This is a genomic window from Gordonia ajococcus, assembly GCF_012974285.1.
Taxonomy (GTDB): domain Bacteria; phylum Actinomycetota; class Actinomycetes; order Mycobacteriales; family Mycobacteriaceae; genus Gordonia; species Gordonia amicalis.
Genome location: NZ_CP052884.1, coordinates 3,002,347 through 3,017,404 on the forward strand (window position 1 = coordinate 3,002,347; position 15,058 = coordinate 3,017,404).

Genomic DNA, 15,058 nt, shown 5'->3' on the forward strand with positions numbered 1-15,058 from the left:
CCCCAGCAACACAGGAGGCACCATGCCCAGCACCACCGCCACCGTCGGATCGGCCGTCGGCCTGCACGCCCGGCCGGCCACGATCATCGCCGAGGCCGTCGCCGACTCCGGCAGCACCGTGACCCTCGAACTCGAGGGCGGCGACCCGGTCGACGCCGGTTCGGCACTGATGATCATGACCCTCGGCGCCGAGAAGGGCGCCAAGGTCGTGGTCACCGCCGAGGATCAGGCAGCGCTCGACAAGATCGTCACCCTCGTCGAGACCGATCTGGATGCCGACTGAACGGACGCCGGCTGAGCAGGTCTACACCGTGAGGTCCGCGATCTCGCCCGCGAAAGCGGCCGGGACGCGGACCTTCATGGTGGTGCCCGACTCGGTGTGCTCGGAGTCGAGGACCTCGCCCTCGCTGTGGATCCGCGAGACGATGTCGCCGCGCGAGAACGGCACCTCGATGGTGAGTTCGACGTCCTCGCGGCCCACGAACTCGCGGACCCGGTCGAACAGTTCGGGCAGTCCTTCACCTGTGCGTGCCGAGACGAAGACCGCGTCGACACCCACCGCACCGCGCAGCTCGGTGAGCCGGTTGCCGTCGATCGCGTCGATCTTGTTGATGACCAACAGTTCCGGTGGCGCCTCGACCTTCTCCTCGGCGACGATCTCGCCGATGACCTGACGGACGGCCGAGATCTGTTCCATCGGGAACGGATCCGATCCGTCGACCACATGCAGGAGGAGATCGGCGTCGACGACCTCTTCGAGCGTCGACCGGAACGCCTCGACGAGTTGGGTCGGCAGGTGGCGGACGAAACCGACGGTGTCGGTGAAGACCACGGCCCGGCCGTCGTCGAGGGTGGCGCGCCGGGTTGTCGGGTCGAGCGTCGCGAACAGCGCGTCCTGGACGAGGACACCGGCGCCGGTCATGGCGTTGACGAGACTCGACTTGCCGGCGTTGGTGTAGCCGGCGACCGTGATCGACGGGATCGACGAACGATGGCGCGCCGCACGCTTGGTGGTGCGCGCCTTCTTCATGTCGCGGATCTCGCGCCGCAGCTTGGCCATCCGCTCACGGATGCGGCGACGGTCGGTCTCGATCTTGGTCTCACCGGGACCACGCAGGCCCACGCCGCCGTTGCTGCCGGCACGGCCGCCGGCCTGGCGGGACATCGACTCACCCCAACCACGCAGGCGCGGGAGCATGTACTCCATCTGCGCGAGCGAGACCTGCGCCTTGCCCTCCCGGGATGTGGCGTGCTGGGCGAAGATGTCGAGGATCAGCGCGGTGCGGTCGATGACCTTGACCTTGACGACCTTCTCCAGCGCGGTGAGCTGCGCCGGGGTGAGCTCACCGTCGCAGATGACGGTGTCGGCGCCGGTCGAGAGGACGATCTCGCGGAGTTCGTCGGCCTTGCCGCTGCCGATGTAGGTGGCCGAGTCCGGTTTGGAACGACGCTGGATCACCGCGTCGAGGACCTGCGAGCCGGCGGTCTCGGCCAGGGCCGCGAGTTCGGTCATGTTGGCCTTGGCCGAGGCGGCGCTGCCCTCGGTCCAGACACCGACGAGGACCACCTTCTCGAGACGGAGCTGCCGGTACTCGACCTCGGTGACGTCGGTGAGTTCGGTGGAGAGTCCGGCGACGCGCTGCAGTGACGCGCGCTCGGAGAGTTGGAGTTCGCCGACCGTCGGATCGTCGTCCCGGATGTCACCGGTGCGATCGTCGAGGTCCGCTGAGGAAAGGATCTGTGCTGATGATTCGGTCATACGGGATCCATGGTCTCACGCCCGCCCCCTGCTCAGCACGTGATTATCGGCTCAGCGGTCCCAACCGGGTCGCAGGACACCGTCGGCGACCAGCATGGAGGGGCCGCGCAGGGTGGAGCCGTCGGGCCGGATGGTCACGGTGACCTCGCCGCCCGGGATGCCGATGCGCAGTTCACCGGTGTCCTGACCGCGTGCATCGAGAGCGGCCCGCGTGGCCGCGACCAGGCCCGTTCCGCAACTGCGCGTCTCGCCGACGCCGCGTTCGAAGACCCGCATCCGTGCATACAGCCGCCCGTCGACGTCCTCGACCGGCGGGGTCAGCAGCTCGACATTGGCTCCGTTCGGGAAGTCGCCCGGTTCGATGACCACTCCGGCGGCGAAGTCGACGGCCGCGAGTTCGTCGGCGGTGAGATCGGCGACCACGCACGCCAGGTGCGGGTTGCCGACGTCGACCTTGGCGCCCGGGTAGACGTCGTCGCCGATCCGCACCACCGAGGTGCCGTCGAGGCGCGCGACGCCCATCTCCACGGTGACCTCGGCGTGCACGTCGTCGAAGTGGTGGATGATCACCGGCCGCGCACCGGCGCGCGATCCCACGGTGAAGGCGTCGGTGGCGGTGAGTCCGGTGGCGCGGACGAAGTGGGCGAAGACCCGGACCCCGTTGCCGCACATCTCGGCGATCGAGCCGTCCCCGTTGCGGTAATCCATGAACCAGTCGTCGGCCGCGACCCCGTCGGGAAGGGCGGCGAGGACGCCGCGTTCGACGAGCGCACCCGTGCGCGCCACGCGCAGCAGGCCGTCGGCCCCGATGCCCCGCTGACGATCGCACAGCGCCGCGACCATCTCGGTGTCGAGGGCCAGTTCGGCGGCCGGGTCGGCGAGCACGACGAAATCGTTCTGGGTGCCGTGCCCCTTCACGAAGCGCAGACCGGTCTGGTGGGAACTCACGCGCCCCAGACTACTTGTCACGCAGAGCGTCAGCTGCCGGTGATCTCACACGGCGGCGGCCGCGAGGGCGCGGTCGGCGAGATCGGGGGCGGCGGCGTCGAGCCACACGGCGCGGTGATCGCGCCGGAACCAGGACCGCTGCCTGCGCACGTACCGGCGGGTGCCGATGAAGGTGAGTTCCTCGGCCTGCGCCATGTCGTACTCGCCGTCGAGTGCCGCGAGGACCTGTTTGTACCCGATGGCCTGCGACGCCGTGCGGCCCTCCCGCAGTCCGGCGGCGCACAGGGCCTCGACCTCGTCGGTCAGACCGGTCTCGAACATCAGCCGGGTACGCCGCGCGATCCGGTCGTCGAGTTCGGCGGTCTCCCGGTCGAGCGCGAGAATCGTGGTACCCCAACGGGGTTCACCGATCGTCGGCTGCGATGCCGCAAAAGGCTGCCCGGTCAGTTCGACCACCTCGAGAGCACGGACGACGCGCCGACCGTCGGTGTCGAGAATGGTGGCGGCCGCCGCCGGATCGACCGAGGCGAGCAACCGGTGCATCTCGGCGACACCGCGCTCGGCGAGCATCTCCTCGTAGCGGCCGCGAACCTCGGGATCGGTCGCCGGGAACTGCCAGTTGTCGAGCAGTCCCTGGATGTACATCATCGATCCGCCGACGATCACCGGTATGCGCCCCGCGTGGAGAAGACGCTCCACGTCGGCGGAGGCAGCCTGCTGATACCGGGCGACGGTGGCCACCTCGGTCACGTCGAGGACGTCGATCTGGTGATGCACGATGCCGCGGCGGTCGGCGACGGGCACCTTGGCCGTCCCGATGTCCATGCCGCGGTACTGCTGCATGGCGTCGATGTTGATGATCTCCCCGTCCAGCCGCTCGGCCAGGTCGAGGGCGAGGTCGGATTTCCCGCACGCCGTCGGACCGACGACCATGATCGGCCGCGGCGCCGAGTGATCGCTCATGCCGGATCACCGGTGACGGTCCACGTCGCGACGACGTAGCCGACACCGAACGGCGCGTCGGCGTAGCCCGTCTTCGCGACGAGGGCGGAGCCGGAGTTCTCGACAGCGGCCGCGACGACCTGCCACGCCACCCGGCCGCCGACTCCCTCGTTGTCACAGGGTCCGGCTTCGAGTGCGGCCAGCGTTGCCGTGTCGGCGCCGCCGATCGCGGCGACGATCGCGTCGTTGAGGGCGACCGCGGAGTCCCGTCGACCACCGCCCGGCGCCTTGGGCGTCAGCGCGGTCGAGCCGTCGCCGACCACCAGGAGTCCGACCCGCTCGCGCGAATCGCCCAGCAGCGCGGCGAGATCCGCACCGATCGCGGCGCACTCACGAGGCGTCGTCTCCCGGCCGACGATGAACGCGGTCGTCGGGCCCAGCGACGCCGACTCGCGCAGCCAGGCACCGATCAGCCCCGACAGGCTCATCCGGGGGCCGGTCTCGGCGTCCGGCCCGACACCGCTCAGGCTCACCCGGAGATCGACCCCGAACCGGGCGAAACTGCCCGATTCCGCCTCGTCGACCGGCCCGGTCATCGGCTCGTCGGTCGCACCGACCACGACCCACCTGTCGATCCCGGTCGCCGCGGCGTCGGCGAGGGCATCACCGACCGCCGATCGCACGGGTTCGGTGTCGAACGCCGACGGACCGGTCAACTCGGGTACCAGCAACGGGGCACTCGGTACGAAGACGACGGCCGCAAGCACACCACGACGCTAGTCGAACCGGGCGCGGCCGCCGACGGCCGAACCCCGACACGGATGTCGGCAAGTCGGCACGCACGCCACATGCACGCGCCTGAACTGCTTGAATGGATCCGTACTGTCGGCTGTCGCCGCGGCGTTACGATGCCCGGCGAGAACCGACCCAGCGACCGGCAGCCGTGACGCGCGGCACCAATGAGCGGCAGGACTTGTGCAGATGACCCACCCGACCGATCCCTCCGCGGCCACCCAGGCACCCCAGACGGGCGCGCCGGGGCCGAAGCCCGGACCCAAACCCGGCCCTCGCCCCAAGCCGGGCCCGCGGCCGGGAGCCCACGAACCTGTCGTTCCGCACATCAGCGCCGGCGACCCGCACCGCTACGGCCGGATCGACTCCTCGGGTGTGGTCTGGCTCAAGACCGCCGACGGTGAACGCGAGATCGGCCAGTGGCAGGCCGGCACGATCGAAGAGGGTCTCGCCCACTTCGCGCGCCGTTTCGACGATCTCGCCACCGAGGTCGAGATCCTCGAGGAACGCCTCAGCGCACGCTCGGGTGATCCGCGCAAGGCGCAGGCGGCGGCCAAGCACCTGCTCGACGATCTGCCCAACGCTCATGTCATCGGCGACGTCGCCGCGCTGCAGCGGCGGCTGGAGGCGATCGTGGGCAGCGCCGACGAGGTCGCCGAGTCGCTGCGCGCCGAGCGCGAGAAGACCCGCGCCGCCGCCATCGCCCGCAAGGAGACCCTCGCCACCGAGGCCGAACAGATCGGCGCCGAGGCCACCAACTGGAAGAGCGCCGGCGACCGGCTCCGCGAGATCCTCGACGAGTGGAAGGCGATCAAGGGCATCGATCGCAAGACCGACGACGTCCTGTGGAAGCGCTACGCGAAGGCACGCGATGCCTTCAATCGCCGCCGCGGTGCGCACTTCGCCGAACTCGACCGCGAACGAGCGGGCGCCAAGGAACGAAAAGAGGCGCTGATCGCCCGCGCCGAGGAACTGTCCTCGTCGACCGAATGGGGACCCACCTCGGCGAAGTTCCGCGAACTCCTGGGTGAGTGGAAGGCCGCCGGCCGCGCCCCCCGCGACACCGACGAAGCCCTGTGGCAGCGATTCAAGGCCGCCCAGGACGTCTTCTTCAACGCCCGCAACGCCGCGACCTCCGAACGCGACGCCGAGTTCACCGCCAATGCGACCGCCAAGATCGCGCTGCTCGACGCCGCCGAGCGCGCCATCAACCCGTCCGCCGACCTGGACGGCGCACGCCGTGAGTTCCGGGCGTTCCGAGACAAGTGGGATGAGATCGGCAAGGTGCCGCGCGATCAGATGCACTCGCTGGAGGCACGCGCGCGTGCTCTCGAGAAGCGCATCCGCGACGCCGAGGACGCGCAGTGGCAGCGCACCGACCCCGAGGCCCAGGCACGTGCCGCACAGTTCGCGGATCGCGCCGCACAGTTCGAGGAGCAGGCCCGCAAGGCAGCCGAACGCGGCAAGGACCGCGATGCGGCGTCACTGCGGGAACAGGCCGCACAGTGGCGCGAGTGGGCCGTGGCCGCCCAGAGCGCCGTGACCGACCGCTGACCCTTCGAGACGGCCCTCCGCAGGCTCCGGGCCTCCTCAGGGAGCGGAGCTTACGGCCCTCCGCAGGCTCCGGGCCTCCTCAGGGAGCGGAGCTTGCGGAGCCGATCGTTCAGGACTGGTCGTCGGGGTCCTTGCGGTAGAGCGCGGAGGCGTAGGCCTCCTGCTCGGCGGCCTGCCTGCGACGCTCGGCCTCCATCGCCAGGTGGTAGGACGAACGCGCCCACACCACGCGCGACCAGTGGAAGGTGAGGACGAAGACCGCGATCCAGCCGAGGATCAGACCGACGCCCACACCCGACGGGGGTTCGACGCCACCGACGCCGGGGGTGTTGCGCGACCACCACGCGAGCATGCCCGCCACGCAGGCGATCGCGCAGCCGCACAACGCGATCCACGCCAGAACCCATCGGCGGGTCAGCAGCGCGAGCATCGACATCGCGATGCCGAAGATCGCCACCAGGTAGACGAAGATCTTCGACACGATGGTGACTCGTTCGGCCGCTGCCTCGGGTGTCAAGGACAGCACCTCGAGACCGGTCACGGAGCCCGTGTGCGGCAGGACCAGCGACACCATGGCGAGCAACACGGCGACGGCCACGACGACCGCGCGGGCTCCGGGGTCGATCTCACCGGCCACACGACGCTCCGCCTTGCGGAGATCGCTCTCATACTCCTTGAACGGATCCTCGGACATCGTCATCGCCTCACTTTGTTTCTATCTCGAGTTCGTGCACGCTCAGCCACCGCACGCGCTGCCGCATCCGGCGTCGGCGGTCGCGGGTGCGAGCTCGGGGGGACCAACAGTCGGCAGACCGAGGCCCACCCCGACGGGCGCAGTGGTCGGCGTGCGGCTCTGCTCGTAGGCGTCGCCGGCGCGCGTGCGGCGGTGCGAAAGCACCCCGGCGTCGGCGATCAGGTGGTGCGGCGCGGCCGCGGTCACGACGGTGTGGACCACGTCGCCGGGACGGATACCGGAGGCGACGTCGCCGGGCGCGAAGTGCACCAGACGTCCGTCACGCGCGCGACCGGTCATGCGCCGGGTCTTGGCGGACTTGCGTCCCTCGTCGGCGACGACGAGCAGCTCCACCTCGGTGCCGGTCAGGGATTCGTTCTCGGACAGGCAGATCCGCTCCTGCAGGGCGATGAGGCGTTGGTAGCGCTCGCCGACGACCTCGGCCGGCACCTGGTCGGGCATCGTCGCGGCCGGCGTCCCGGGACGCGGCGAGTACTGGAAGGTGAAAGCGCTGGAGAACCGCGCACGTTCGACGACGTCGAGGGTCGCCTGGAAGTCCTCCTCGGTCTCCCCCGGGAACCCGACGATGATGTCGGTGGTGATCGCCGCATGCGGCATCGCCTCACGGACCTTGTCGAGGATGCCGAGGAATCTGGTCTGGCGGTAGCTGCGTCGCATGGCGCGCAGGATGCGATCGGAGCCGGATTGCAGCGGCATGTGCAGCTGCGGGCACACGTTGGGGGTCTGCGCCATCGCCTCGATCACGTCGTCGGTGAACTCGGCCGGATGCGGCGAGGTGAAGCGGACCCGCTCGAGCCCCTCGATGGTCCCGCAGGCCCGCAGCAACTCGGCGAAGGCGCCGCGGTTGCGGGGCTGGTCGGGATCGGCGAAGGACATGCCGTAGGCGTTGACGTTCTGACCGAGCAGGGTCACCTCGACGACGCCCTGGTCGACGAGCGCCTGGACCTCGGCCAGTACGTCACCGGGTCGTCGGTCGACCTCCTTGCCGCGCAGCGACGGCACGATGCAGAAGGTGCACGTGTTGTTGCAGCCCACCGACACCGACACCCATCCGGAGTAGGCCGAGTCGCGCTTCGCGGGCAGCGTCGAGGGGAATCGTTCGAGGGAGTCGAGGATCTCGACCTGCGCTTCCGCGTTGTGACGGGCACGGTCGAGCAGCGCCGGCAGCGAGCCGATGTTGTGGGTGCCGAACACGACGTCGACCCACGGCGCCTTGGCGACGACGGTGTCCTTGTCCTTCTGCGCGAGGCATCCACCGACGGCGATCTGCATGCCCGGACGGCTGGACTTCACCGGCGCGAGATGCGACAGGTTGCCGTAGAGCTTGTTGTCGGCGTTCTCGCGGATCGCGCAGGTGTTGAAGACGACCAGATCGGCGTCGTCGTCCTCGGCCGCACGGACGTATCCCGCGTCCTCGAGAAGACCGGAGATGCGTTCGGAGTCGTGGACGTTCATCTGGCAGCCATAGGTACGGACCTGATAGCTGCGGGGTGACTGGGCTGATGCAGCCTCGTCAGGCCGATCCGACAACTCGATACTCACTCCTACCAGGGTACGGGGCCCACGCAAATCGCCGATTCGGCGTCACCTGCGCGACTCGATGGCACGTATTTGGTTAGGGTTCACGAATGACCGTTTCGCCGAGCAAGTCCGCGGGCCCAGGGTCCCAGCCGATGATCGCGATGCGCGGGGTGCAGAAGCACTTCGGTTCGCTGCACGTACTCAAGGACATCGACCTCGAGGTTCCCGCCGGACAGGTGGTGGTGGTCCTCGGTCCATCCGGGTCGGGCAAGTCGACGCTGTGCCGGACCATCAACCGGCTCGAGCCGATCGATGAGGGCGAGATCCGGGTCGAGGGTCAGGTCCTGCCGGCCGAGGGCAAGGACCTCGCGCGACTGCGCGCCGATGTCGGCATGGTGTTCCAGTCCTTCAACCTGTTCTCGCACAAGACGATTCTCGAGAATGTGACCCTCGCACCGACGAAGGTGCGCAAGAAGTCCAAGGCCGACGCGGACAAGCGCGCACTCGAACTGCTCGAGCGGGTCGGCATCGCGAGCCAGAAGGACAAGTACCCGGCCCAGCTGTCCGGGGGCCAGCAGCAGCGCGTCGCCATCGCCCGCTCCCTCGCGATGGACCCGAAGATCATGCTGTTCGACGAGCCGACGTCGGCGCTCGACCCGGAGATGGTCAACGAGGTGCTCGACGTGATGGTCTCCCTGGCCAAGGAGGGCATGACGATGCTGGTCGTCACCCATGAGATGGGCTTTGCCCGCAAGGCCGCCGACCGGGTGATCTTCATGGCCGACGGCGCGATCATCGAGGACTCCGAACCCGACACCTTCTTCACCGCCCCCAAGACCGACCGAGCGCGCGACTTCCTCGGCAAGATCCTGGGGCACTGAGATGCGGATGAGCCACACCACACCACACACACATCAACACTTGTCCCGATGGCGTCGTGCCGGCCTGCTTCTCGCGGTCGGGGCACTGCTGACCGGACTGCTGTCGGCCTGCGGGAGCACCGAGCCCCGCAGCCTGCTGAACTCGATCCGCGACGGTTCGGTGGTCCTGGGCGTCAAGTTCGACCAGCCGGGACTCGGGCTCTACGAGCCGAACGGCAACGTCACCGGCTTCGACGCGTCGGTCGCCACGTATGTGGTCAATTCCATAGCCGACGACCTCGGCGTGGACCACCCGGAGATCACCTGGCGGGAAACGCCGTCGGCCCGTCGCGAGGCGATGATCGACAACGGCGAGGTCGACCTCATCGCCGCCACCTATTCGATCAACGCGAGCCGCTCCAAGAAGGTGTCGTTCGGCGGCCCCTACCTACAGACCTATCAGGGTCTGATGGTGCGCGCCGACGACAACTCGATCGACGAACTCACCGACCTGGACAAGGGCAAGAAGCTCTGTTCGGTCACCGGCTCGACATCGGCGCAGAACGTGAAGGCCCAGCTGCCGACGGTCCAGCTGCAGGAGTACGACTCCTACTCGGCGTGTGTCGAGGCGCTGCGCCGAGACAAGGTCGACGCCCTGACGACCGACGAGGCGATCCTCGCCGGTTACGCCAACTTCTGGAAGGACGAGTTCAAGCTCGTCGAGATGACCTACCTCAAGGACGCGTGCGTGAAGGACGCCTTGAAAACGGCCGGCAGTCCGTTCTCGACCGAGCGCTACGGCGTCGGTGTCGCTCTCGGCGACAAAGCCGCCGTGGATGCGATCAACAAGGCCCTCGACGCCATGCTGACCCCGGCCGGGAGCTCTGATGCCGGCCTCGGGGAGTCACCATGGAACGCCGACCTGCGCGAAGCTCTCGGCAACGAGTACGTGGACGAGATCATCGCCCGCGCGGATCGTCCCGGGTCGAAGTTCCCCTACAAACCCGACCCCGGTGACCTCGAATTCCTCGATTCACCATCCAAGCCGTGCCCGCCCGGACTCGAGTGAGAGGAACCATCGATGAATGACGCCTCTCTGTGGGAGAGCATGGGTCCTCAGCTGTGGCCCGCCTTCTGGGTGACCATCCAGCTGACCTTCTACTCGGCGATCGGCTCGCTGGTGTGGGGCACGACCCTCGCCGCGATGCGGGTCTCCCCCGTCCCGGTGATGCGCGGTTTCGCCGGGGTCTACGTGAACGTGGTCCGCAACACCCCGCTGACGCTCGTCGTGCTGTTCTGCGCAATCGGTCTCTACCAGAATCTGGGCCTGACCTTCGCGCCGACGATCAAGTCCAACAACTTCTGGCTCGCGGTGCTCGCGTTCGTCCTCTACACGTCGACCTTCGTCTGCGAGACGCTCCGGTCCGGCTTCAACACCGTGCCCCTGGGACAGGCTGAGGCGGCCCGGTCGCTGGGTCTGTCGTTCACCCAGGTGTTCGGGGTCATCGTGTTGCCGCAGGCGATCCGATCGGTCATCGGCCCGCTGGGCAGCGTCCTGATCGCGCTCACCAAGAACACCACGGTCGCCTCGGTCATCGGTGTCGCCGAGGCCGCGGCTCTCATGAAGACCGAGATCGAGACCTTCTCCGACCAGCTGTTCGTGATCTTCGGCGTCATCGCCGTGGGCTTCATGATCATCACCCTCACCGAGGGGGCCGTCTTCGGCTACCTCGCCAAGCGACTGGCGGTGAAACGATGAGCGCCGAATCGACTGTCCTGTACGACGCACCCGGACCACGCGCACGAGCCCGGAATCGCCTGACGGCGATCCTGTTCATCGCGGTCCTCGCGGCGATCGCGATCTACGTGATCTCCGTACTCGCCGCCAACGAACAGTTCACCGGCGAGAAGTGGAGCCCGTTCGTCACCTGGTCCACCTGGACCGGCTACATCCTGCCCGGCCTGTGGCGCACTCTGGCGGCGGCCGCCGTCTCGATCGTGTTCTCGCTGATCCTCGGCGCCGTCCTCGGCATCGGCCGGCTGTCGGATCATCGCTGGGTACGGGCCGTCTCGGGCGTGTTCGTCGAGGTCTTCCGTGCGATCCCGGTCCTGATCCTGATGGTGTTCACCTGGTTCCTGTTCGCCATCTACGGCATATTCCCGTCGTCGATGCTGGCGTTCGCCGCGGTGGTCACCGGGCTGACGCTCTACAACGGGTCGGTGATGGCCGAGATCCTGCGCTCCGGCATCAACTCGCTGCCGAAGGGCCAGACCGAGGCATCCATGTCGCTCGGTCTGCGCAAGAGCCAGATGATGCGCATCGTGCTGCTCCCCCAGGCGATCACCGCGATGATGCCGGCGCTGATCTCGCAGATGGTGGTGGCACTCAAGGACAGTGCGCTCGGCTACATCATCGGCTACTCGGAGGTCGTGCGCAGCGGCCTGCTGTCGGCCTCCCGCTACGGCAACTACATCCCGGCGCTGATCGTGGTGGCGATCATCATGATCGTCATCAACTTCGGCCTCTCGAACCTCGCGACCTACGTCGAGCGACGTGTGCGTCAGGGTCGGCGGTCGGCCGCCGAGCCGGCCGACCCGGAGAAGACCGAACTGGCCGCGTCGGAGAACCTGCTCTGAAGCGTGCCGTCGGAGTGACGGGGAGAGGCCTCAGGCGTCCTCCAGTGCGCCGAGCGCCTCCCCCACCACGTCGAAGGCCAGCGACTGCGAATAGCCGCGCCGGACAAGGAAACCGACCAGACGACGCAGGGTCTTCTCTCGTTCGGCACGATCGGCGACAACGCGTTCGGCGACCGACGGCGTCAGCTTCCGTGCGACGAGTCCGGCCGCGATCTCGCGTTCGTCGTCGGGATCGATCTCGGCGAGGGTCTCGGCGATGATCGACTCGGAGATTCCCTTGGTCCGGAGCTCATGACGCAGCGCCACGCGTCCCTTTCCGGAGTTCAGGTGGCGGGAGCGTACCCACTCGGCGGCGAAGTCGGTGTCGTCGAGCAACTGGTGCTTGTCGAGTCGCGCCATCACCTCGTCGACGGTGTCCGTGTCGAACCCCTTGCGGGTCAACCGCTCCCGCATCTCGTGCCGTGAACGCGCACGGACCCCGAGCAGTCGCAGTGCAGAGTCCCATGCGCTGGGGCCTCGCCGGTCGGGGTTGTCATCCCGACGCGTGCGCGTCCGTTCGGGGTCCGTCGGTTCGGGGCTTGATGCCTCGTTCATATCGGATCAGGCGGAGCCGATCAGAATTCGACCGGTGCCGGGGCGATGTCGTCGGCGTCGACGGTCGCGCCGATGCCGAGCTTCTCCTTGATCTTCTTCTCGATCTCGTCGCGGATGTCGACGTTCTCGAGCAGGAATTTGCGGGCATTCTCCTTGCCCTGGCCGAGCTGATCGCCCTCGTAGGTGAACCACGAGCCCGACTTACGGATGAAGCCCTCGGCCACACCCATGTCGATCAGTGAGCCCTCCTTGCTGATGCCCTGCCCGTAGAGGATGTCGAACTCGGCCTGCTTGAACGGCGGCGCGACCTTGTTCTTGACGACCTTCACGCGGGTACGGTTACCCACCGCATCGGTGCCGTCCTTCAGGGTCTCGATACGGCGGACATCCAGGCGCACCGACGAGTAGAACTTGAGAGCCTTACCGCCCGTCGTGGTCTCGGGGGAACCGAACATCACGCCGATCTTCTCGCGCAACTGGTTGATGAAGATCGCGGTGGTCTTCGACTGGTTCAGCGCGGAGGTCATCTTGCGCAACGCCTGGCTCATCAGGCGGGCCTGCAGACCGACGTGGCTGTCGCCCATCTCACCCTCGATCTCGGCCTTGGGCACGAGTGCGGCGACCGAGTCGATGACCAGGATGTCGAGCGCGCCGGAGCGGATCAGCATGTCGGCGATCTCGAGCGCCTGCTCACCGGTGTCGGGCTGCGACACGAGCAGGGCGTCGGTGTCGACGCCGAGCTTGGCGGCGTAATCGGGATCCAGCGCATGCTCGGCGTCGATGAACGCGGCGATACCGCCCAGGGCCTGGGCGTTGGCGACGGCGTGCAGCGCGACCGTGGTCTTACCCGAGGATTCCGGACCGTAGATCTCGACGACGCGGCCGCGGGGCAGACCGCCGATACCGAGGGCGACGTCGAGTGCGATCGAACCGGTCGGGATGATCTCGATCGGCTGGCGGGTCTCCTCGCCCAGGCGCATCACCGAGCCCTTGCCGAAGTTCTTGTCGATCTGGGCGAGGGCCAGATCGAGGGCCTTCTCACGGTCTTGAGGCGCAGGTGCCATGGGAGTTCTCCTCGGTTGTGAGCCGGATTTCCGGCGGGTGGTCGGTGCGGTCCGGGCGTTCATGTCTGAAAGGTATCGCGTGGGTCCGACAAGTCTCGGTGGCCCTCCCCGGGCCCGACACTGCTTCCCGATCCCCATATCTCAGACGCGGCGGCGGTCCGTACGGTTCCGTCTGATCACCAGGATGAACGAACAGGTGTTCGATGGCAAGTGTGACACGCGGGGTATGTCACCAACGCCGTCGCGGTACGTCGAAGTCGCGGCAGATGGCGACCCAGACGTCGCGCGGGTCGACCCCGTCGTCGATCGCCTGCGCCCCGGTGCGTCCACCGAATTCGGTGAGCACGTGGTCGACCAGAATCGAATCCGCCCTGGACACACCGAATTCGGTGGTCATCAGTTCGTTGAACTCGGTCAGGCGCACGGCCCCACCCTACGGAACGCGGCACGGTCCAGGACGGCGTGGGCCACCGCCACCGGGTCGACGGTGTCGGCACCGCTCGCCCCGATCCGCCGTGCGCTCCGGGCGTACTCCGGGTCGTCGAGAACGGTGCGGACGGCATCGGCGACGGCCTCGACCGTCAGCGGGCGGACCAATCGGCCGGCACCCGCGCGCCGGAGACGGTTCGCCAGCTCCCACTGGTCGCCGCCGCCGGGCACCGCGACGACCGGAACCCCGGCGCTCATCGCCTTGGCCAGGATCCCGTGGCCGGAGCCGCAGATCAGTACCTGCGCGTCGGCCAGCACCTCGTCCTGCCGTCCCAGCCCTGCGGTGATCGGGGCCGGGGCATCGCCGAAGCGGGCGAGATCCGCGGTGGACGGACGATGCAGCCCGGAGACCACCACCCGGACACGACGGCCCAGAACCCGCTCGGACAGCGCCTCGAGGACCACACCGACCATGTCGGGGGCGCCGGTCTGCGCCGTCGACGGGGCGAGCACCACCAGCGGTGCATCGCCGTCGGGACGGTCGAAGAGGTCGTCGGTGGGTTCCCACAGGAGTGGACCGATGAGATGGGTGTCGGCCGGCCAGTCGGGCCGCGGCACCTCGAGCCCCGGCAGCGTCGCCACGAATCGCGCGCACGGACCACCGTCGTGCGCCGGGAGACCGATCGACAGCCGTGCCGCAGCACGCTGCCGTTCGCCTTTGCGGATGGAGGTCGCGGTCGCGGCACGCATCAGCGTGTCCCGAACGCGACCGCGGATGCCGGTTCCCGGGGCGAGCCCCGAACCGATCGGCGGCAGGCCGCGAGACGGCAGGTACAGCGGGTGCGGCGACAGCTCGATCCACGGAAGGCCCCGGAGCTGCGCGGCCCATCCCCCGCAGACCGTGATGACGTCGGAGACGACGAGGTCGGCACCGGACTCCGCCAGCAGGGGCGCGAGCAGATCGGCCATGCGTGCCGCGCGGGCGCTGAGTTTGTCCCCGGCGTCGGCGTCGTCATCGTCGTCCGTGGCCGCGAGACCCGGGAGCTCGGCGATGTCGATGCCACGGCGACGCGCGGCGGCCGACCAGTTCAGTCCGGTGTGGACAGTGGTCCGATGCCCGGCCGCGGCGAACCGCTCGGCGAGGGCGAACGCCGGAAAGGCATGTCCCGCATCGGAACCCGCGACAAGTGCAACATGCACGTGC

16 protein-coding genes are annotated in these 15,058 nt (G+C 68.4%); 6 read left to right on the forward strand and 10 right to left on the reverse strand.

Annotated features, from left to right (window positions below):
* The first annotated feature begins 22 nt into the window (after window positions 1–22).
* Entirely contained in the window at window positions 23–283 is a 261-nt protein-coding gene (locus GAA2_RS13535; protein ID WP_006436465.1) for an HPr family phosphocarrier protein, read from the forward strand.
* A 21-nt stretch (window positions 284–304) separates the two neighbouring features.
* Here the strand turns inward: GAA2_RS13535 and hflX are convergent, their stop codons facing one another.
* From hflX to GAA2_RS13555, 4 genes are read right to left on the reverse strand one after another with little or no spacing between them, the layout of a single operon-like run.
* On the reverse strand, window positions 305–1,759 hold the full coding sequence (gene hflX / locus GAA2_RS13540; RefSeq protein ID WP_024498492.1) for a GTPase HflX: 1,455 nt from the start codon (window positions 1,757–1,759) through the stop codon (window positions 305–307).
* 51 nt (window positions 1,760–1,810) lie between these two features.
* On the reverse strand, window positions 1,811–2,707 hold the full coding sequence (gene dapF, locus GAA2_RS13545) for a diaminopimelate epimerase (RefSeq protein WP_024498491.1): 897 nt from the start codon (window positions 2,705–2,707) through the stop codon (window positions 1,811–1,813).
* A gap of 45 nt (window positions 2,708–2,752) precedes the next feature.
* Window positions 2,753–3,670, reverse strand: coding sequence for a tRNA (adenosine(37)-N6)-dimethylallyltransferase MiaA (gene miaA / locus GAA2_RS13550; protein WP_024498490.1), 918 nt, complete (start codon window positions 3,668–3,670; stop codon window positions 2,753–2,755).
* Window positions 3,667–4,416, reverse strand: a complete 750-nt coding sequence (locus GAA2_RS13555; RefSeq protein WP_024498489.1) for a hypothetical protein — start codon at window positions 4,414–4,416, stop codon at window positions 3,667–3,669. Before GAA2_RS13555 ends, miaA begins: the two co-directional genes overlap by 4 nt.
* A 214-nt stretch (window positions 4,417–4,630) precedes the next feature.
* Between GAA2_RS13555 and GAA2_RS13560 the strand changes: the two genes are divergently transcribed.
* On the forward strand, window positions 4,631–5,995 hold the full coding sequence (locus GAA2_RS13560; protein WP_024498488.1) for a DUF349 domain-containing protein: 1,365 nt from the start codon (window positions 4,631–4,633) through the stop codon (window positions 5,993–5,995).
* A gap of 109 nt (window positions 5,996–6,104) precedes the next feature.
* Here GAA2_RS13560 and GAA2_RS13565 read toward each other — a convergent pair whose 3' ends face one another.
* Both GAA2_RS13565 and miaB read right to left on the reverse strand, forming a co-directional pair.
* Window positions 6,105–6,695, reverse strand: a complete 591-nt coding sequence (locus GAA2_RS13565) for a hypothetical protein (protein WP_096273859.1) — start codon at window positions 6,693–6,695, stop codon at window positions 6,105–6,107.
* Between the two features lie 36 nt (window positions 6,696–6,731).
* Entirely contained in the window at window positions 6,732–8,279 is a 1,548-nt protein-coding gene (gene miaB, locus GAA2_RS13570) for a tRNA (N6-isopentenyl adenosine(37)-C2)-methylthiotransferase MiaB (RefSeq protein WP_024498486.1), read from the reverse strand.
* Between the two features lie 143 nt (window positions 8,280–8,422).
* On the opposite strand from miaB, the gene gluA reads away from it, so the two are divergent.
* The 4 genes from gluA to GAA2_RS13590 are packed head-to-tail and all read left to right on the forward strand — an operon-like array spanning window position 8,423 to window position 11,767.
* Window positions 8,423–9,151 (forward strand): glutamate ABC transporter ATP-binding protein GluA, encoded by a 729-nt coding sequence (gene gluA / locus GAA2_RS13575; RefSeq protein WP_024498485.1) that lies wholly within the window; start codon window positions 8,423–8,425, stop codon window positions 9,149–9,151.
* 7 nt (window positions 9,152–9,158) lie between these two features.
* Window positions 9,159–10,199 (forward strand): glutamate ABC transporter substrate-binding protein, encoded by a 1,041-nt coding sequence (locus tag GAA2_RS13580; protein WP_236577606.1) that lies wholly within the window; start codon window positions 9,159–9,161, stop codon window positions 10,197–10,199.
* Window positions 10,200–10,211: 12 nt separating this feature from the next.
* Window positions 10,212–10,889, forward strand: a complete 678-nt coding sequence (locus GAA2_RS13585) for an amino acid ABC transporter permease (protein ID WP_024498483.1) — start codon at window positions 10,212–10,214, stop codon at window positions 10,887–10,889.
* Window positions 10,886–11,767 carry an amino acid ABC transporter permease gene (locus GAA2_RS13590; RefSeq protein ID WP_024498482.1) on the forward strand — a complete coding sequence of 294 codons (882 nt, stop codon included), beginning with the start codon at window positions 10,886–10,888 and terminating at the stop codon, window positions 11,765–11,767. The genes GAA2_RS13585 and GAA2_RS13590 overlap by 4 nt, the downstream gene beginning before the upstream one ends.
* 30 nt (window positions 11,768–11,797) lie before the next feature.
* Here GAA2_RS13590 and GAA2_RS13595 read toward each other — a convergent pair whose 3' ends face one another.
* The 4 genes from GAA2_RS13595 to GAA2_RS13610 all read right to left on the reverse strand — a co-directional run bounded on the left by GAA2_RS13595 (window position 11,798) and on the right by GAA2_RS13610 (window position 15,054).
* A complete protein-coding gene (locus tag GAA2_RS13595) occupies window positions 11,798–12,361 on the reverse strand; it encodes a regulatory protein RecX (RefSeq protein WP_024498481.1) in 564 nt (187 codons plus the stop codon).
* 20 nt (window positions 12,362–12,381) lie between these two features.
* Entirely contained in the window at window positions 12,382–13,425 is a 1,044-nt protein-coding gene (gene recA, locus GAA2_RS13600; RefSeq protein ID WP_006436452.1) for a recombinase RecA, read from the reverse strand.
* Between the two features lie 229 nt (window positions 13,426–13,654).
* Entirely contained in the window at window positions 13,655–13,849 is a 195-nt protein-coding gene (locus tag GAA2_RS13605) for a DUF3046 domain-containing protein (RefSeq protein ID WP_006436451.1), read from the reverse strand.
* Window positions 13,840–15,054 carry a glycosyltransferase gene (locus tag GAA2_RS13610; protein WP_191834407.1) on the reverse strand — a complete coding sequence of 405 codons (1,215 nt, stop codon included), beginning with the start codon at window positions 15,052–15,054 and terminating at the stop codon, window positions 13,840–13,842. The genes GAA2_RS13605 and GAA2_RS13610 overlap by 10 nt, the downstream gene beginning before the upstream one ends.
* Window positions 15,055–15,058: the final 4 nt, after the last annotated feature.

Coding starts and splice junctions, on each gene's coding strand:
- hflX (WP_024498492.1), bottom strand. CDS start 1,759: ATGACCGAATCATCAGCACAGATCCTTTCCTCAGCGGACCTCGACGAT.
- miaA (WP_024498490.1), bottom strand. CDS start 3,670: ATGAGCGATCACTCGGCGCCGCGGCCGATCATGGTCGTCGGTCCGACG.
- GAA2_RS13565 (WP_096273859.1), bottom strand. CDS start 6,695: ATGACGATGTCCGAGGATCCGTTCAAGGAGTATGAGAGCGATCTCCGC.
- recA (WP_006436452.1), bottom strand. CDS start 13,425: ATGGCACCTGCGCCTCAAGACCGTGAGAAGGCCCTCGATCTGGCCCTC.
- GAA2_RS13595 (WP_024498481.1), bottom strand. CDS start 12,361: ATGAACGAGGCATCAAGCCCCGAACCGACGGACCCCGAACGGACGCGC.
- GAA2_RS13580 (WP_236577606.1), top strand. CDS start 9,159: ATGAGCCACACCACACCACACACACATCAACACTTGTCCCGATGGCGT.
- GAA2_RS13560 (WP_024498488.1), top strand. CDS start 4,631: ATGACCCACCCGACCGATCCCTCCGCGGCCACCCAGGCACCCCAGACG.
- GAA2_RS13590 (WP_024498482.1), top strand. CDS start 10,886: ATGAGCGCCGAATCGACTGTCCTGTACGACGCACCCGGACCACGCGCA.
- GAA2_RS13585 (WP_024498483.1), top strand. CDS start 10,212: ATGAATGACGCCTCTCTGTGGGAGAGCATGGGTCCTCAGCTGTGGCCC.
- GAA2_RS13535 (WP_006436465.1), top strand. CDS start 23: ATGCCCAGCACCACCGCCACCGTCGGATCGGCCGTCGGCCTGCACGCC.
- gluA (WP_024498485.1), top strand. CDS start 8,423: ATGATCGCGATGCGCGGGGTGCAGAAGCACTTCGGTTCGCTGCACGTA.